The sequence below is a fragment of the Tamlana crocina genome (assembly GCF_012037625.1).
In genome coordinates this window covers 1-369 of the sequence record NZ_JAAVJS010000466.1, presented here as the reverse complement: position 1 = coordinate 369, position 369 = coordinate 1, and the positions used below count along the sequence as shown (strand labels likewise).

At 37.1% G+C, this 369-nt stretch carries 2 protein-coding genes; both read right to left on the bottom strand.

Annotation, left to right across the window (positions count from 1 at the left end; genetic code table 11):
- Positions 1 to 175, bottom strand: a 175-nt coding sequence (locus HC176_RS17625; RefSeq protein ID WP_167920307.1) for an NAD-binding protein, incomplete at its 3' end; no start/stop codon positions are given.
- A 2-nt stretch (positions 176 to 177) separates the two neighbouring features.
- Positions 178 to 369 (bottom strand): potassium transporter TrkG (locus HC176_RS17620; RefSeq protein ID WP_280818719.1); only part of this gene is annotated, 192 nt, incomplete at its 5' end.

Genomic DNA, 369 nt, shown 5'->3' with positions numbered 1-369 from the left:
TGTTGACTGCTGTAATATCTGTAGAATCGAGGTTTACGGCATGGGTGATCTTATCCTTTATGGCTTCCACCTTGCTCATATTCACATCAACACCAATTACTTCATTGCCCATTTTAGTTAATTTTTCAGCAAGAGAGGCGCCAAAATTTCCAAGTCCTATGATGATATATTTCATAATTAATTCATTAGTATTTCTTCCTGTGGATATCTGTAGTTAAGGTATTTTACCCTTCTCAATAGTGCAATTAAAATTGTGAGCATGCTAACCCTTCCAATAAACATGGTACCAATGATGACCACTTTTGAAGCAGAGCTTAATTGAGGGGTTATTCCAATGCTCAGCCCAACAGTACTGTATGCCGAAAAACA